This is a genomic window from Pseudomonas cyclaminis (assembly GCF_015163715.1).
In the GTDB taxonomy this organism is placed as follows: domain Bacteria; phylum Pseudomonadota; class Gammaproteobacteria; order Pseudomonadales; family Pseudomonadaceae; genus Aquipseudomonas; species Aquipseudomonas cyclaminis.
The window spans coordinates 1-13,441 of sequence record NZ_JADDUM010000078.1 but is presented as its reverse complement, the minus strand read 5'-3'; the positions used below and the strand labels follow the sequence as shown (position 1 = coordinate 13,441).

Genomic DNA, 13,441 nt, shown 5'->3' with positions numbered 1-13,441 from the left:
GAATGACGAACGAGAGGGCTAACCTTCTTGCGTGGGTAATGGAATGTTGCAACGTCTGTTGTGGAAACTGCTTCCCAAACCCCAGAGGGTGTTCTTGCTGGGGCGTTTGTCGGTGGTGGATCGCCAGGCAGTCAATAAATCCCTGTCTGGGGTGACCACCCTCAATCCGGCTTTCGAACGGCACAACTGTGTGTTTATCCATGTGCCCAAATGCGCCGGCAGCAGCGTGTGCTCGGCACTTCTCGATGGGCGCTGGCCGGGGCACCTGCCGTATTACTGGTATGAGCAGCAGTTTCCCGAACACTGCGAGCGCAGTTTCAAATTCGCCTTCGTGCGTGATCCGCTGGAGCGTGCCTACTCGGCCTACAACTACCTGCGCAGTAACCACATGGGCGCCCGCGATCTGCAAGCCCAGGCGCTGGTCAGCAACTACCGCGACTTCGACCATTTTGTGGCCGGCTGGCTGCACCCGGACAACCTGCGGCGCCAACTGCATTTCGCGCCCCAGACCGACTTTCTGGTCGATCACCTGGGCCAAATGGCCATGGATTTCCTCGGGCGCCAGGAATCCCTGGAGCACGATTTCCAGCACCTGTGCGAGCGCCTTGGCGTGACCTCATCCCTGCCACATCTGAATGTTTCACTGGGGCGGCGAAGCGAGCCGGTGAGAGCGTTTTGCTCCGTGCGCACGCGCCGTTTGGTCAAGCGCGCCTATCAGCGTGATTACGAGGTGTTGGGTTATGAATAAGCAGTCGCTGGCCAGAGACGCCGCTGCCATCCGTCCTTTTGCCTTGTCGTTGTCGGTGGCCGCACGGGCGGCGCTCAAGCATCAACAGCCGTGCTGCCTGTGGTTGACGGGGTTGTCCGGGTCCGGCAAGTCGACCCTGGCCAATGCCCTTGAGGTGCAACTCAATGAGCAGGGGCGCCACACCTTTGTGCTCGATGGCGATAATTTGCGCTCGGGCCTGTGCAATGACCTGGGCATGAGCGATGCGGCGCGCAAGGAAAATATCCGGCGCATCGGTGAAGTGGCGCGGTTGATGGTGGACGCGGGATTGATTGTGATTGTGTCAGCCATCTCGCCGTTCAGCGTCGACCGGGCGACCGCCAGGGCGCTGTTCGAGCCTGGGCAGTTCTTTGAGGTTTACGTCAGCACGCCGTTCGACGTATGTGCGCGGCGTGACCCCAAAGGGTTGTACCGCGCGGCGCTGGACGGGCGTATCAAAGCGTTCACCGGTTTGGACAGCCCCTACGAGGCGCCTCAGCAGGCCGACTGCGAAATCAACACCGATGAGGTCGAATTGGGCGAAGCCGTAGAGCGCATTCTCGCGATTTTGTTTAAAAATTAACCAGTTTTGGCGCGTGATGCCGTGCGGATAAAGCTCTCGAACTAGGCGGCGCTCACCCTGTGCTAATATCGCGCCCCTGTTCATTTTGTATGTGGGTTGCTCCATGAAGTTGTCCATGCCGCGATTCGATCAAGCCCCTGTCTTGGTGGTCGGCGATGTCATGCTCGACCGTTACTGGCATGGTGGTACCTCACGGATTTCCCCTGAGGCGCCGGTACCGGTAGTCAAGGTCGAGCAAATCGAAGACCGTCCAGGTGGCGCTGCCAACGTTGCCCTCAATATTGCCGCTCTCGGCGCCCCGGCCTCCCTGGTGGGTGTGACCGGCGACGACGAAGCCGCCGACAGCCTGGCCAACAGCCTGCGCGGTGCCGGCGTGCGTGCGCTGTTCCAGCGCATCGCCCATCAGCCGACCATCGTCAAGCTGCGGGTCATGAGCCGTCACCAGCAATTGCTGCGTATCGATTTTGAAGAACCCTTCGCCACCGACGCTTTGGCCCTCAGCGGCCAGGTCGACGAATTGCTCGAAGGCGTCAAGGTGCTGGTGCTGTCCGACTACGGCAAAGGCGCGTTGAAGAACCACCAGATGCTGATCCAGGCCGCCAAGGCCAAGGGTATTCCGGTGCTGGCCGATCCCAAGGGCAAGGACTTCTCGATTTATCGGGGCGCCAGCCTGATCACGCCGAACCTCAGCGAGTTCGAAGCCATCGTCGGCGGTTGCGTCGACGAGCACGAACTGGTCACCAAAGGCGCGGCGCTCATGGCCAATCTCGACCTCGGCGCCTTGCTGGTGACCCGTGGCGAGCACGGCATGACCCTGCTGCGTCCCGGCCACCCGGCGATGCACCTGCCGGCGCGGGCCCGTGAAGTGTTCGACGTCACTGGCGCCGGCGACACCGTGATTTCCACCCTGGCTGCCTCCATTGCGGCCGGCGAAGAACTGCCCCACGCCGTGGCCCTGGCCAATCTGGCGGCGGGCATCGTGGTCGGCAAGTTGGGTACGGCGGCCATCAGCGCACCTGAACTGCGCCGTGCCATCCAGCGCTCCGAGGGCTCGGAGCGCGGAGTGCTGACCATCGAGCAACTGCTGCTGGCGATTGACGATGCGCGTGCGCACAACGAAAGCATTGTGTTCACCAACGGCTGCTTCGACATCCTGCACGCCGGCCACGTGACTTACCTGGAGCAGGCCCGCGCCCAAGGCGATCGCCTGATCGTCGCGGTCAACGACGACGCTTCGGTCAGCCGTCTGAAGGGCCCTGGCCGTCCGATCAACAGCGTCGACCGGCGTATGGCCGTACTGGCCGGCTTGGGTGCAGTGGACTGGGTGATCAGCTTCCCTGAAGCGACCCCGGAAAACCTGCTGGCCCAGGTCAAACCGGACGTGCTGGTCAAGGGCGGCGACTATTCCGTCGACCAGGTGGTCGGTGCCGATATCGTCAGCGCCTACGGCGGCACGGTCAAAGTACTCGGCCTGGTTGAGAACAGCTCGACCACGGCGATTGTCGAGAAGATTCGCAACAATGAGTAAGGCTGATCCGATGGTCCTGATCACGGGGGGCGCGGGCTTTATTGGCTCGCATCTCGTCGATGCCTTGCTTGCCAAAGGCTACGCAGTGCGTGTGCTGGACAACCTGTCCACCGGCAAACGCAGCAACCTGCCGCTGGGCGACCCGCGTGTCGAGTTGCTCGAAGGGGATGTCGCCGATGCAGCGCTGGTGGCGCGTGCCGCTGTTGGCGCGACGGCGGTGGTGCACCTGGCGGCAGTGGCGTCCGTGCAGGCCTCGGTAGATGATCCGGTGAGTACGCACCAGAGCAACTTCGTCGGCACCCTGAATGTCTGCGAAGCCATGCGTCAGGCAGGGGTCAAGCGTGTGGTGTTTGCCTCCAGTGCGGCGGTGTATGGCAACAACGGCGAGGGTGCTTCGATTGACGAAGAGACCACCAAGGCACCGTTGACGCCTTACGCGTCCGACAAGCTGGCCGGCGAGCAGTACTTTGATTTCTATCGCCGCCAGCATGGCCTGGAGCCGGTGATATTCCGCTTCTTCAATATCTTCGGTCCGCGCCAGGACCCGTCGTCGCCTTACTCCGGCGTGATCAGTATCTTCAGCGAACGTGCCCAGCAGGGTTTGCCGATTGCCGTGTTTGGCGATGGCGAGCAGACCCGCGACTTCATGTACGTGGAAGACCTGGTGGATGTTTTGGTGCAGGCCATCGAAGCGCCGGACGCGCCGTTGGGTGCGATCAACGTGGGCTGGAACCGCACCACCACCCTCAAGCAAGTGTTGCAGGCGTTGGAAGAAGCGGTGGGCAGTTTGCCGGCTGTGACCTACGGGCCTGCGCGGTCAGGGGATATCCGCCATTCGCGGGCGAATAACCAGCGGTTGTTGGCGAGTTTCAAATTGCCCGAACCGACCCCGCTGAAAGTCGGCCTGCAACGACTGATCAACGGCTAAACGCTACCAATTGTGGGAGGGGGCTTGCCCCTCCCACATTTAGATTGCAGCTCACTCAGCCCTTGGCTTTCTTCTTCGGCACGATCTTGCGCAGCACGCGCCGCGCCAATCCCTTCAGCTTCGATTCTTTCTCCGGCTCCGCCAGGCCTTGCTGGCGCAGCCAATCCTTCCAGCGAATGCGCTCTTCACGCACCAGCCAGCCTTCCTGCTTGGCGAAGCTTTCTGCCAGGTACAAACCCCGCGTACTGGCCGGGTACAGCTGGTCTTTCTTCACGGTGTACAGCTCGGGAAGGGGCTGGCCGTCCTTGAGTGGCATCAGGTACAGGTCAGGACGTTTGCGATCCAAGCGTGCCACCAGTTGGTCGCCCTCCAGGCGCTCGTCTACATGGAACAGGCTCAGGGACTTGGCTTCCTTCGGCACTTCCAGGCGCAGGTCGTAGATCAATTGCAGCGACGCCGTGGGCAAATGCACATAGGCCCGTGGGCGTTCGATCAACTGGGTGGTGGCGCAACGCACCGGTCGCGCGCGCCGGACAGCGGGCTGAGGCGAAACGGCAGCGCTTCGCGGTAATGCAGGGCGGCGGAGTAGGGCGCGGGTAGCCAGGTGTCGTTGAAGCGCCCGCCGAGCCAGCCTTCGGGCGTTTCCAGCAGGCATTCTTCGGCAATTTCCTGGATGGCGGTATGCAGCGGCAGGTTCAGTTCGTGGGCCGGGACATAGCCGGAGATCAGCTTGAGCACCACGTCACCACGGTCCTGGCGACGCTGGCGCACCAGCACCCAGTAATCGCGGTTTTGCCAGTGCAGGGTCAGGCGTACCGAGACGCCGAGGTTGGCCAGTTCGAGTGCGAAACGTTCCGGGTCTGCCACCTCCACCGGCTTGCGCCGTTGCAGGGTCTGGGCGAAGTTGAGCGGCATGCCCACGCTCTGGTAGCTCAGGCCTTCGGGGGTGGCTTCGACGTGCAGCGGCAGTGTTTTAAAGTTGCTGGGGTTTTTTCTTATGAGCGTTCGCGGCATGTCGGCTCCTTTTTGCGACGGGGTCGGCCGCGTGGGCGGCATCAGAGTTGACGAATGACCTTGGCAGCGGTCGCCACGTTATGGGCCAGGTGCAGCGGATTAATGGTCCCGACAATAGCACTGGCGACGCCGGTTTGCGCAAACAACAGCATGAAACTCGCATGTATTGGATCCATTCCAGGCTCAAGGCAAACATGGCCGCTGGCCAGCGCCTTTTTGACCAGGATGCCCTTGCCCTGGGCCGCCGCATATTCAATGACGGCTTTCTCGGCCTGTTCGTTCAGATTGTAGGTGACCATCGCGCAATCACCCTGTTCCAGAGCCTTCAAACCGCCTTCGACGGTTTTGCCGGAGAAGCCGAAGCCGCGAATCTTGCCCTCTTTTTTCAGCTCCGCCAGAGTCTGGTAAACCTCGCAGTCGTTGAGGATGTGCAGGTCGTTGCCATCGGAGTGCACCAGCACCAGGTCGATAAAATCCGTTTCAAGTCGTTTCAAGCTGCGCTCAATGGACAGCCGGGTGTGGGCAGCACTGAAGTCGTGCTGCGAGACGCCATTTTCGAACTCTTCGCCGACCTTGCTGACGATCACCCAATCCTTGCGCTGGCCGCGTAACAGCGGCCCCAAGCGTTCTTCGCTGCGCCCATAGGCCGGTGCGGTGTCGATCAGGTTGATGCCCAACTGACGGGCCTGGCGCAGGAGCATCCGCGCTTCATCGTCATCCGGAATCTGGAAGCCGTTGGGGTATTTCACACCCTGGTCGCGGCCGAGCTTGACGGTGCCCAGGCCCAGCGGCGAGACCAGAATGCCGGTGCTGCCCAAAGGGCGATGCAGGTCGTGCAAGGTGGGTAGGCTCATGGCAGCAGTTGCTCCCAGGCCGGTACGCCGAGGGCGGGTTTAGGCAGCTCCGGCAGTGGCTCGGAGGCGCTCGGGCGGATACCGTCACGTTCGAGACTGTTGATCACCCGATCGGCGAAGTCTGGCGCCAAGGCCAGTTTGGTCGGCCATCCCACCAGCAGGCGACCGTCTTCGGCGACAAAGGCATTGTCGGGGCGGCTCAGGCCTGATTGCAGCGGCTCGGCACGGTCCACGCGCAGAGTGGCCCAGCGGGTCTGGCTCATGTCGATCCAGGGCAGCAATTGTGCGAGTTCTTTCTGGGCGGTGGCGATTTGTTCTTCGGCCGTGCGCGCCACGCCGTCGGCCTCGGCAATATCGCCGCCCATGTACCACACCCAGTTGCCATCGGCAGCCGGGTGGGTGGTCACGGTGATACGCGGCTTGGTGCCGCCGCCCAGGCAGTGGGCGTACAGCGGCTTCAGGCCGGGGCCTTTGGCAATGATCATGTGCAACGGGCGCTTTTGCATGGCCGGGTTGCTCAGGCCCAGCGCTGCCAGGAGTTCAGCGGTGCCGCCACCGGCGCTCAGGACGATGCGCTGGGCGCGGATCTCGCGGCCATCGACCTTCAAACCCACCAGTTTGTTGCCTTCGTAAAGCGGGTCGATCTGTTGCCCTGCAAGCAAGCCGTCACCGGCCAATTGCGCGAGGCGGTCGATCAGGCTTGGCACATCCACCACCAACTCGGCCAGGCGATACACCTTGCCTTTGAAGCGGCGGTCTTGCAGTGCCGGTGGCAGGTCGTCGCCCTTGACCTGATCGACACGACCACGCACGGCCTTGCTGGCGAAAAAGCTGGTGAGGTTGCCGGCGATCGTGCCGGGGGACCACAGGTAATGGGCTTCGGACAGCAAGCGCACGCCGGACAGGTCCAGCTCACCGTGGCCCGCCAAGGCTTCACGCCAGCGGCGCGGCATATCGGCTATCGCTTCGGAGGCGCCGGTAAGGGCGCCGTGCAGGGCGTATTTCGCCCCGCCATGAATGATCCCCTGGGACTTCAGGCTTTGCCCGCCACCCAACGTGGCACTTTCCACCACCACCGTGGAAAACCCCTCGCGGCGCAGACGCGCATTCAGCCAGAGGCCGGCAACCCCGGCGCCGACAATCAGAACGTCGGTGGATATAACGGATGGCATGGGCGACCTCATTTCTGAACAAGGCCGCAAGTATACATTCTCAAACCATGCACACCGTAGGCGCTGTCGCGCTTTAGCGAGGCTGCGAATGTTGCGTGCTTAATGCCCGGCGGTTTTCGAGAACAACTGGATAACCACCACGCCCAGCACAATCAAGCCCATCCCCAGCATCGCCGGGACATCCAGCTTCTGCCCGTAGATAAACAGCGCCGCGATACTGACCATCACGATGCCCATCCCGGCCCACACGGCGTAGGCCACGCCCACCGGCACCGTGCGTACCACCAGCGTCAGCATCCAGAAGGCCACGCCGTAGCCGACGATCACCAGCAGCAACGGGATCGGCGTGCTCCAGCCCTTGATGGCTTTCATCGAGACGGTAGCAATCACTTCCGAGCAAATGGCGATAGCCAGGTAATAGTAGGCAGGGTTCATGGCGTCAATCCTCGGTGTGCAGCGCACTTGATAAGGTCGGCATTCTAGAGCTTTGCCAGATGGGGTAAAGTCATTACCTATCCGATTTGGAGATGGGTTGGCCATGCAGTGGAATTTGGAACAGATGCGCCTGTTTGTCGACGTCGCCGAGCAGCGTTCGTTTTCGGCCGTGGCGCGCGGGCAGCGCAAGGCGCAATCGGCGGTGAGCAATGCAATTGCACTGCTGGAGGCAGACCTGAGCGTGAGCCTGTTTGAGCGTAGCAGTGGCCGCCAGCCGCGCCTGACGGCAGCCGGCAGTGTGTTGCTGGAAGAAGCGCGCGAAGTGCTGCGTCAATGTGAGCGGCTCAACGGCCGGGCGCTGTCGCTGACCCGTGGTGAAGAAGCCTGCCTGCGCCTGGCTCAGGACGAGGCGATGCTGTTCCAGCCGGTGCTCGACAGCCTTGAGGCACTGGCGGTGCAATACCCGTTGCTGGAAGTGCAGCTGTCCAGTGCCGCCCAAGGCGACGTGGCGCGCAAATTGGTGGAGCGCAAGGCAGACCTGGGCCTGCTGTTCTATCACGACCAGATTCCCGAGGCCCTTGAGCGGCGCGTGGTGGGCAGTGTGGAAATGGTCACGGTCTGCGGCGTGAACCACCCGCTGGCCAAGGACGGGTACGTGACGTGCCAGCGCCTGGCCCAGTACCGGCAGTTGCTGATGTCGACGCAGACCAGTGTCTATCCCGGCAGCGAAGCCGCCAGCCCGCTGGTGTGGCGCGCCGACAGTTTCTACGTATTGGCCGAATGGCTGATGAGTGGCCTGGGTTGGGCCTGGCTGCCGCGGCACATCGTGCAATATCCGACTTATCAGCAACAAATGGTTGAGTTGGACAGCGAGTGGACGCCGCCGGCCCTGGTGGTGGAGCTGGTATGGCGCCGCGACGAGCACCTCGGGCCTGCGGCACGTTTCCTCGCCGAACGTTTTGCCGAGTGCCTGCGGGCGATTGATTGAAAAAGTGGATAAACTCCGCCGCCATGAATAGAACTCTCTACAGCTGTCTGTTTTACCTGGCGCTGCCGTTGGTGGCTTTACGTCTGTGGCTGCGCGCCCGCAAGGCGCCAGCCTACGCCAAGCGCGTGGGCGAGCGCTTCTCCTATGGCTTGCCGGTGATGAAACCGGGCGGGATCTGGGTGCATGCCGTGTCCGTGGGCGAAAGCATTGCCGCCGCGCCGATGATCCGCGGGCTGCTGGAACGTTATCCACAGCTGCCGATCACCGTCACCTGCATGACGCCCACCGGTTCCGAGCGGATCCAGGCGTTGTTCGCCAACGAGCCGCGCATCCAGCACTGCTATTTGCCCTATGACTTGCCGTGCGCGGCCAAGCGTTTTCTCGATCGCGTGCAGCCCAGGCTCGCGGTGATCATGGAAACCGAGCTGTGGCCCAACCATATCCACGCCTGCGCCCAGCGCGGTATTCCGGTGGCCCTGGCCAATGCGCGGCTGTCGGCCCGTTCGGCCAAGGGTTATGGGCGCTTCGCCAAGCTGACGGCGCCGATGCTGGCTGAAATGAGTTTGTTTGCTGTGCAGACGCACACCGAAGCCCAACGCTTCTTGAGCCTGGGCGCGCGGCCGGAAAGCGTAGAGGTGACCGGTTCGATCAAGTTCGACCTGACCATCGACCCGCAATTGCTGGAGCGAGCGGCCGCGTTGCGCGAGCAATGGGGCGCCAGCGAGCGTCCGGTGTGGATCGCCGCCAGTACTCACGAAGGTGAAGATGAGGTGGTGTTGGCGGCTCACCGGCAGTTGCTCAGCCACTATCCCAACGCATTACTGATTCTGGTGCCGCGTCATCAAGAGCGTTTTGGCCCGATGTTCGAGCTGTGCAAGCAGCAAGGGTTTGCCACGGTGCGCCGTTCCACCGGCGAGCCCGTCAGTGCACACACCTCAGTGTTGCTCGGCGATACCATGGGCGAGTTGCTGTTTCTCTACGCCCTGGCCGACAGCGCCTTCGTCGGCGGCAGCCTGGTGGCGACCGGCGGGCACAATCCGCTGGAGCCGGCGGCGCTGGCGAAGCCGGTGATCATGGGGCCGCATGTATTCAACTTCCTCGAAATCACCGCGATGATGCGCGAAGCGGGTGCGTTGCGTGAGGTGGATGACGCGCAAGGGTTGGCCGAAGCCGTGCGGCAGCTGTTCGAACTGCCGCAGGATGCGCACCGGATGGCGCAGGCGGGGCTCAAGGTGATGCAGGCCAACCAGGGCGCGCTGAAGCGCTTGCTGGATGGGTTGGCCAGACTGATCACCCGCTGACTCAACCATGAGCCAAATGTGGTGTTTTCAATAACCCGGTCGGGCCTTGAGTTGCTCGGCGGCTGCCTTGGCCAGGTCCGGCGGCAGGAAGTCTTTATCCGGGTTGTAGTCCGCCTTCAGGTAACGCGCCAGGTCCTGCAAATCCCCTGGGTTCAAGGTGCCCGCTGCCTGCTTCAGGCGCAGGTTGTCGAGGATGTAGTCGTAGCGGCTGTTGTTGTAGTTGCGCACCGACGAGTAGAGCTGGCGCTGTGAGTCGAGCACGTCGACGATATTGCGCGTACCCACCTGGTAACCGATTTCCGTGGCTTCCACTGCGCTCTGGTTGGAGATGATCGACTGGCGGCGCGCCTGCACCTGTTCCACATCGGTGTTCACGGCGCGGTGCAGGTTGCGCGTATTTTCCACCACCTGGCGGCGCAGGCCTTCGCGCTGCTGCTCGGTCTGGCCCAGGCGCGAGTACGACTCACGCACCTGCGAGCTGGTCAGGCCGCCGCTGTACAGCGGGATGCTCAGGCGCAGGCCGATGGTGCGTTGCTCGACATCACCGCGATACGGCGTGCCGAAGGCATTTGGGTTGCTGAAGCCGAGGGCGTCGTTATCGCCTTTTTCGTACTGCGCCACCGCATCCAGGGTCGGCGCGTGGCCGGCCTTGCGCTGCTTGAGGGTTTCTTCGGCGGCGGTGACGGCGTAGTTGCTGGCCAGCAGGTTGAGGTTCTGGCGGCCAGCGGTTTCGACCCACGCCTTGGCGTCGTTCGGCAGCGGCGGCAACACCGGCAACGTGTGCACGATGCCCTGGATCGAGTTGTACTGGCGGTTGGTCAGGGTGATCAGCGCTTCAAAGGCGTCATCCACCTGGCGCTGGGCCAGGATGCGGTTGGCGCGAGCGGTGTCGTAGCTGGCTTGGGATTGCAGCACGTCGGTCTTGTCCGACAGGCCCACGTCGAAGCGCTCGTTGGACTGGTCCAGTTGGCGCTTGAAGGCATTCTCTTCGGCCTTGGTGGAGGCCAGGTTGTCCTGGGCGCGCAGCACGGCGAAGTAGTTTTCGGCGCTTTGCAGGATCAGGTTCTGTTCGGTGGCCGACAGTTGCAATGCGGCCTGCTCGTTGACGGCCTCGGCGGCTTGCAGCTGGAACCAGCGGTCGGCGCGGAACAGCGGCTGGCTCAGGGTTGCGCGCCAGGAATGGGCATCGCGGTTGGCGGTGGCTGCCGGCGTGTCGATCTGGGTGCGCACGTTGTTGATATCGGCACCGGCCGACAGGTTCGGCAGCAACCCGGCGCGGGCCTGGGGCACCACTTCTTTTTGCGCACCGTATTGGGCGCGGGCGGCAGCCAGGTCGGCGTTGTTATCCACCGCTTCCTGATAGACGCTGACCAGATCGGTTCTGGCAGACAAGGGCGCTTCAGCTGCCCAGACCATTCCGTTGGTCGCACAAGACACGGCAACAGCCAGTGAAAGTTTGCGCAGCATGAGGCGATCCCTAGTGTGAATATTACGATGATAATTTAGCGCTCAAGGCTACGGCTGGCCAATCCTGGCGTCAAGCCTTGAGGCAGCACCCGAGTGTAGTGGTGCGACCCCGGCACAACAATCCTGTAATTGCGCCATTCATCACGCTGAATGCTCCACTGTTGGCAATTTGCCCACGGCATGGTCTAGACTGGCCGCGTTCTTGTCGGGGTGCCTTGTTGGAAGGCTGAGATCGGTAAATACCGGATCCCGTTGAACCTGATCAGGTTAGCGCCTGCGTAGGGAACAAGATTTCTCGTCACCCGGCGAGTCCTCTTGTGCTTCGTCCGGGATGCTGTTCGACAATCGAACAGTCCTCGTGCGCCAAGCACAGCACTGGTTTCAGTGCGTCCATCCGTCACAGGTTCGCTCCGACAAAAATCCACCGCCTGGATAGTTGGAGAGCCCGTGATGACGACAAAACTAAAAAATACTGTGCACTTGAGTGAATCGGCCAAGGTCGACTCCGGCTCTGTGCAGCCGTTTACCCGCTCGCAAAAATCTACGTGCAGGGCACGCGCCCGGACATTCGTGTGCCGATGCGTGAGATCAGCCTGGACGTGACGCCCACCGATTTCGGCGGTGAAATCAACGCCCCCGTGGTGGTCTATGACACCTCCGGGCCGTACACCGACCCCAATGTGATCATCGACGTGCGCAAAGGCCTGGGCGATGTGCGCTCGCCGTGGATCGAAGTGCGCGGCGACACCGAGCGCCTGTCCGGCCTGAGCTCGCACTTCGGCCAGCAACGGCTCAGCGACGCCGAACTGACCGCATTGCGCTTTGCCCACGTGAAGAACCCGCGCCGCGCCAAGGCCGGTGCGAACGTCACCCAGATGCACTACGCACGCAAAGGCATCATCACCGCCGAGATGGAATACGTCGCCATCCGCGAAAACATGAAGCTTGAAGAGGCCCGCGCCAGTGGCCTGCTGGACCAGCAACACGCGGGCCACAGCTTCGGCGCCAGCGTGCCGAAAATCATCACCCCCGAGTTTGTGCGCGAAGAAATCGCCCGTGGCCGCGCAATCATCCCGGCCAACATCAACCACACCGAGCTGGAGCCGATGATCATCGGTCGCAACTTCCTGGTGAAGATCAACGGCAACATCGGCAACAGCGCCCTGGGTTCGTCCATCGAAGAAGAAGTGGCGAAACTCACCTGGGGCATTCGCTGGGGTTCGGACACGGTGATGGACCTGTCCACCGGCAAGCACATCCACGAAACCCGCGAGTGGATCATCCGCAATTCGCCCGTGCCCATCGGCACCGTGCCGATCTACCAGGCCCTGGAAAAAGTCGGTGGCGCCGCCGAAGACCTGACCTGGGAGCTGTTCCGCGACACGCTGATCGAGCAGGCCGAGCAGGGCGTCGACTACTTCACCATCCACGCCGGCGTTTTGCTGCGCTACGTGCCGCTGACTGCCAAGCGCGTCACCGGCATCGTGTCCCGTGGCGGTTCGATCATGGCCAAGTGGTGCCTGGCGCACCACAAGGAGAACTTCACCTACACGCATTTCGACGAAATCTGCGAAATCATGAAGGCCTATGACGTCAGCTTCTCCCTCGGCGACGGTCTGCGCCCCGGCTCGATTGCCGACGCCAATGACGCCGCGCAGTTCGGCGAACTGGAAACCCTCGGCGAGCTGACCAAGACCGCCTGGAAGCACGACGTGCAAACCATGATCGAAGGCCCCGGCCACGTGCCGATGCAGTTGATCAAGGAGAACATGGACAAGCAGCTCGAATGCTGCGACGAGGCGCCGTTCTACACCCTCGGCCCGCTGACCACCGACATCGCGCCGGGTTACGACCACATCACCTCTGGCATCGGTGCGGCGATGATCGGCTGGTTCGGCTGCGCCATGCTGTGCTACGTCACGCCCAAGGAACACCTGGGCCTGCCGAACAAGGATGACGTGAAGACCGGGATCATCACCTACAAGATCGCTGCCCACGCGGCTGACCTTGCCAAAGGCCACCCCGGCGCGCAGATCCGCGACAACGCCCTGAGCAAGGCGCGCTTCGAGTTCCGCTGGGAAGACCAGTTCAACCTCGGCCTGGACCCGGACACCGCACGTTCTTATCACGACGAAACCCTGCCGAAGGACTCGGCCAAGGTCGCGCATTTCTGCTCGATGTGCGGGCCGAAGTTCTGCTCGATGAAAATCACCCAGGAAGTGCGTGAATACGCGGCCAACCAGCGCATTGAAGCGGTGGATGTGGATGTGGCCAAGGGGTTGGCGGAGCAGGCGGAGCGGTTCAAGCAGGAAGGGAGTCAGCTGTACAAGAAGGTCTGATCAGATTTTAGGTGCCTGTAAGGGCCTCATCGGGGCGGTGCGACGACTCGACAAGCCCCTCCCACA

10 protein-coding genes, 2 pseudogenes and 1 riboswitch are annotated in these 13,441 nt (G+C 62.4%); of the genes and pseudogenes, 7 read left to right on the top strand and 5 right to left on the bottom strand.

Translation table 11 applies throughout. The annotated features are described in order from the left end of the window. Positions 1 to 43: 43 nt before the first annotated feature. The 4 genes from IQK56_RS11585 (at position 44) to IQK56_RS11570 (ending at position 3,805) form a co-directional block, all read left to right on the top strand. Complete coding sequence (locus IQK56_RS11585; protein WP_193862115.1) at positions 44 to 748, top strand: sulfotransferase family 2 domain-containing protein; 705 nt, start codon at positions 44 to 46, stop codon at positions 746 to 748. Continuing rightward, positions 741 to 1,349, top strand: a complete 609-nt coding sequence (gene cysC / locus IQK56_RS11580; RefSeq protein WP_193862116.1) for an adenylyl-sulfate kinase — start codon at positions 741 to 743, stop codon at positions 1,347 to 1,349. Before IQK56_RS11585 ends, cysC begins: the two co-directional genes overlap by 8 nt. A gap of 103 nt (positions 1,350 to 1,452) precedes the next feature. Beyond that, on the top strand, positions 1,453 to 2,877 hold the full coding sequence (gene hldE, locus IQK56_RS11575) for a bifunctional D-glycero-beta-D-manno-heptose-7-phosphate kinase/D-glycero-beta-D-manno-heptose 1-phosphate adenylyltransferase HldE (protein ID WP_193901703.1): 1,425 nt from the start codon (positions 1,453 to 1,455) through the stop codon (positions 2,875 to 2,877). Further along, the gene (locus IQK56_RS11570) at positions 2,870 to 3,805 is read left to right on the top strand and encodes an NAD-dependent epimerase/dehydratase family protein (protein ID WP_193862117.1); all 936 of its coding nucleotides are present in this window, start codon (positions 2,870 to 2,872) and stop codon (positions 3,803 to 3,805) included. Before hldE ends, IQK56_RS11570 begins: the two co-directional genes overlap by 8 nt. 55 nt (positions 3,806 to 3,860) lie before the next feature. Here IQK56_RS11570 and IQK56_RS11565 read toward each other — a convergent pair. The 4 genes and pseudogenes from IQK56_RS11565 to IQK56_RS11550 form a co-directional block, all read right to left on the bottom strand. Then, positions 3,861 to 4,819, bottom strand: a pseudogene (locus IQK56_RS11565) (metal ABC transporter ATPase). A 41-nt stretch (positions 4,820 to 4,860) separates the two neighbouring features. After that, complete coding sequence (locus IQK56_RS11560) at positions 4,861 to 5,673, bottom strand: aldo/keto reductase (RefSeq protein WP_150760885.1); 813 nt, start codon at positions 5,671 to 5,673, stop codon at positions 4,861 to 4,863. Continuing rightward, on the bottom strand, positions 5,670 to 6,845 hold the full coding sequence (locus IQK56_RS11555) for an NAD(P)/FAD-dependent oxidoreductase (protein ID WP_193901702.1): 1,176 nt from the start codon (positions 6,843 to 6,845) through the stop codon (positions 5,670 to 5,672). The genes IQK56_RS11560 and IQK56_RS11555 overlap by 4 nt, the downstream gene beginning before the upstream one ends. A gap of 99 nt (positions 6,846 to 6,944) precedes the next feature. Further along, positions 6,945 to 7,280 (bottom strand): DMT family transporter, encoded by a 336-nt coding sequence (locus tag IQK56_RS11550; RefSeq protein WP_003236297.1) that lies wholly within the window; start codon positions 7,278 to 7,280, stop codon positions 6,945 to 6,947. 97 nt (positions 7,281 to 7,377) lie between these two features. On the opposite strand from IQK56_RS11550, the gene IQK56_RS11545 reads away from it, so the two are divergent. Then, positions 7,378 to 8,268 (top strand): LysR family transcriptional regulator, encoded by an 891-nt coding sequence (locus IQK56_RS11545; protein ID WP_122305499.1) that lies wholly within the window; start codon positions 7,378 to 7,380, stop codon positions 8,266 to 8,268. A gap of 23 nt (positions 8,269 to 8,291) precedes the next feature. Further along, the gene (gene waaA, locus IQK56_RS11540; RefSeq protein WP_193862118.1) at positions 8,292 to 9,569 is read left to right on the top strand and encodes a lipid IV(A) 3-deoxy-D-manno-octulosonic acid transferase; all 1,278 of its coding nucleotides are present in this window, start codon (positions 8,292 to 8,294) and stop codon (positions 9,567 to 9,569) included. A 27-nt stretch (positions 9,570 to 9,596) separates the two neighbouring features. On the opposite strand, the gene IQK56_RS11535 is transcribed toward waaA, so the two are convergent. After that, complete coding sequence (locus IQK56_RS11535) at positions 9,597 to 11,036, bottom strand: TolC family outer membrane protein (RefSeq protein ID WP_122305497.1); 1,440 nt, start codon at positions 11,034 to 11,036, stop codon at positions 9,597 to 9,599. Positions 11,037 to 11,232: 196 nt separating this feature from the next. Beyond that, a riboswitch (TPP riboswitch) is annotated at positions 11,233 to 11,338 on the top strand. Between the two features lie 148 nt (positions 11,339 to 11,486). Here IQK56_RS11535 and thiC point away from each other — a divergent pair. Next, positions 11,487 to 13,375: pseudogene (gene thiC / locus IQK56_RS11530) on the top strand (phosphomethylpyrimidine synthase ThiC). Positions 13,376 to 13,441: the final 66 nt, after the last annotated feature.

Bases quoted from the DNA above. Each gene is read 5' to 3' on its own strand.
- waaA (WP_193862118.1), top strand. From the start codon at position 8,292: ATGAATAGAACTCTCTACAGCTGTCTGTTTTACCTGGCGCTGCCGTTG.
- IQK56_RS11535 (WP_122305497.1), bottom strand. From the start codon at position 11,036: ATGCTGCGCAAACTTTCACTGGCTGTTGCCGTGTCTTGTGCGACCAAC.
- cysC (WP_193862116.1), top strand. From the start codon at position 741: ATGAATAAGCAGTCGCTGGCCAGAGACGCCGCTGCCATCCGTCCTTTT.
- hldE (WP_193901703.1), top strand. From the start codon at position 1,453: ATGAAGTTGTCCATGCCGCGATTCGATCAAGCCCCTGTCTTGGTGGTC.
- IQK56_RS11555 (WP_193901702.1), bottom strand. From the start codon at position 6,845: ATGCCATCCGTTATATCCACCGACGTTCTGATTGTCGGCGCCGGGGTT.
- IQK56_RS11585 (WP_193862115.1), top strand. From the start codon at position 44: ATGTTGCAACGTCTGTTGTGGAAACTGCTTCCCAAACCCCAGAGGGTG.
- IQK56_RS11570 (WP_193862117.1), top strand. From the start codon at position 2,870: ATGAGTAAGGCTGATCCGATGGTCCTGATCACGGGGGGCGCGGGCTTT.
- IQK56_RS11550 (WP_003236297.1), bottom strand. From the start codon at position 7,280: ATGAACCCTGCCTACTATTACCTGGCTATCGCCATTTGCTCGGAAGTG.
- IQK56_RS11560 (WP_150760885.1), bottom strand. From the start codon at position 5,673: ATGAGCCTACCCACCTTGCACGACCTGCATCGCCCTTTGGGCAGCACC.